Here is a 2,930-nt window from a genome sequence, read left to right as displayed (position 1 = left end):
GGCAATTTTTTGACAGCCTCCCTCTTTGGCAAAACTTCAACGCCAAATCGGCAGCTTGTAAGCATCCTTTGGTTTAAAAAAATCAGACTTCTGCTCTGAAATGGATACAACACACCCCACAGACAGAGCACAACTATTTTACTGTTAAGTTAGTAAATTATAGGTTTTTATCATTTGAAAATCAGTTTTATTGATGAAATATAACAAAAAAAATAAATTCATCAATCACTTTTCACGCACAGCAGCAAATCATCTACCCAATTGGGGTAACCTCAAATAATTTTCATTCATGGGAATAAACACCCAGAAAAAAGACCCCCTACACCCTTTGGGATGTAAGGGGCCTTCACGAAGACAATCAAGCCTCTAGCAGGGCTCAGCTGCTTCGATTAAAAGAATGGATACTGGCTAGACATTTGCTGATCAATCAGCAGTTGAGCCGATGCATTCGAACCATCGCTGTAAACCACATAGCTCTGCTCGACGAGATTCAGCACGGGCTCCTGTGTCGTCCAAGTCCCTTCGGTGCACAACATCTGATCGTTTGCATCACCGGTCAAGGTTTGCTGATACAGCCCTTCCTGCGAATCAAGGCTCAGCACATCGGACAAACTCATACGGACCTCGTTGACACCCGCATCCCTGCGCAGATCTGCCGCTCCCAAGCTTGAGCCAATCTGTTGTGTGCCCAGTTCACTCAGCAATGCACCCAGATCCAGCAACCGGTCCTCCATCTGGGTGTAAGCCTGAGTCAGCGCATGCTCTGCTAACTCTTCGGGCGTGGCGCTGCGGTACTCAAAAGCCGCATCGGCTACCAAAAGGGTCTGCCCATCACGGGTTGAGGCCGTGCTGCGGCCAGCCTCGATCACACCCTCTGCAGGCGTGCGTTGCACCCCGTCGCTAAGCAAATCGATTTCGGAGATGCCCCAATCGCTCAGGCTGCGCACCTCACCCGCATCGCTCACACCATCCTGGTCCTGGTCTTGCCAGACCATGAACTCGGAGAACTGGGCATCCAAGGCGTTGAACTTGTTGTCACGATGGCTGTCAAAACCGGCTGCCAAACCGGCCAAGTCGGTTGCTCCCCCATAAAGCGTGAAGCTGTACTGCGTGTGGTCATACACCATCCCGTCCCCGTACTTGTCCCACACCAAGATACCGTCCTGGGCTGCAGCCCACATCGTCACATCCACAACACCATCGCTGTTCACATCCATGACCACCTCGCCATAACTGAAGGTGCCATCGCGGTTCAAGTCCAGCACCACAGGGGCTGCAGCCACGTCGGTCACTGTGACCGTCACTGCCTGGCTGCTCCTGTTGAAACTGGCGTCTCGGGCGAAGACGATGATGTTGTAAACGTTGTTGCCACCCGTATCGACGGGGGCCTCAAAGTCAGGCACGGCCCTGAAAGTGACCACACCCGTGCTGGCGTTGATGTTGAACCGTGCGGCGTCAACGCCACCTAAGCTGTAGGTAATGCCCACATCAGCAGCACCACCCGCATCGGTGGCCTGGGCGTTATAAATTGTGGTGGCCGTAGAGGTGTTTTCCGCCACAGAGACAGCACTGCCGCTGCTGAAGACGGGCGCTGTGATGTCAGTAGTACCAGCAGTTGCTTTCCAGACCACGTTTTCGGTATCGCTGCTGCTGAGACCTCCTGCGGTTTGCGTAGCGGTGATGACGTTGGTGCCATTGACGAAAGGATCATCGTCGGTGGCATTGGCTTGCGTGGCCACAAACGGCGTGGTGCCGGGTACGAGACCACTGATTGTGGTGATCTTCACAGTAGGTGGATTCGCGTTGGACGCCGTCAGCAACTCGGCCGATGTGGCCAGACTTTGCTGCGTCAAGGACGTATAAATTTTGGCGTCATTCAACCGGTCAGGCCAGGTGGAACGAGGAGTCACCTCGACCGTGTCCACACGGTAGTAATCACCCAAATCAACTTCGACCCACACCTCCGCATTTGCAACGCCACCATATTCAACATGAGTTCCAGTGCTACCATCAGTCAAAAGGCTGGTCGTCGTCAAAGTGTCACCAGCCAAGACCTTGCCTGTTCCGTGAGTCACAGCCCGCCCAGCTGCGACATCCACACCATCGACCATGACGCGAAGCTCTGACAGCGACAAAAATCCCGTGCTGCTTGACCCGGACGTGCCATCGAGCACATCGCGCACCATCACATAGCGCATCAAAGGTACCAGCTTTGAGCTGTAAGACCAATTGCCAGAACCATCGGCCACCACAGTGCGCATGGTGCCGTTGATGTTGAGGTTCACGGTGGCATTGGGGTCGGCTGTTCCCGTTAAGGGAACAGCTTCGTTCATCACAATCTGGTTGTCGCTTGACACCGTATTGAACGTAACAGGCCGAACCACCTGCTGACTGATGGTGTCTGTCGTGTTCGAGAAGGCAGTGGCACCTCCGCTAGTCGCTGTGCTGACGTAGCTGCCCTCGGTTCCGCTGGTCTGGTCCCAGGCCCTGATGGTGACTGCATCGTTCAATGTACCGAAGTAGCCCGATGCAGGCCTGAAGTAAAGTCGGTTATCCGTATCCGAGCCCAACAGCAAGGCATTGGTATTGCTGGCACCCGTGACCGCCGTCCAGGTGCTGCCGCCATTGGTGCTGAAGTACAAGGTGCCATTGCCCACACCTGTGATCGCAACCCCTTTCAAAGCCGAGGCGTCAACGTCACTGACACCCCCCACCAAACTGCTGACCAAACTGCCGACAGCACCCGTTGGCACGGGTGCATCTTGCGCCACAGCCGACAAAGCCAGCGTCGTGTCGGCCAACACCGGTGCATCGTTGACGTTGCCGAAGTTGAAGGTGCTTGTCACCACCGCAGACTCGTTGCTAGTCGCGCTGGTGTCCACCGCCTTGAACTTCAGATCCACCGCACCATTGAAGTTGGCCACTGGTTT

The 2,930-nt window shown here is 54.6% G+C and carries 1 protein-coding gene; it reads right to left on the bottom strand.

The window, feature by feature from the left end:
- Positions 1-389: 389 nt before the first annotated feature.
- A partial coding sequence (locus tag AMM33_RS21475; protein ID WP_194945678.1) for a cadherin repeat domain-containing protein occupies positions 390-2,930 on the bottom strand: 2,541 nt, incomplete at its 5' end.

The organism is Limnohabitans sp. DM1, from assembly GCF_001269385.1.
In the GTDB taxonomy this organism is placed as follows: Bacteria; Pseudomonadota; Gammaproteobacteria; order Burkholderiales; family Burkholderiaceae_C; genus Limnohabitans_A.
This window is presented reverse-complemented; position numbering and strand designations above follow the sequence as displayed.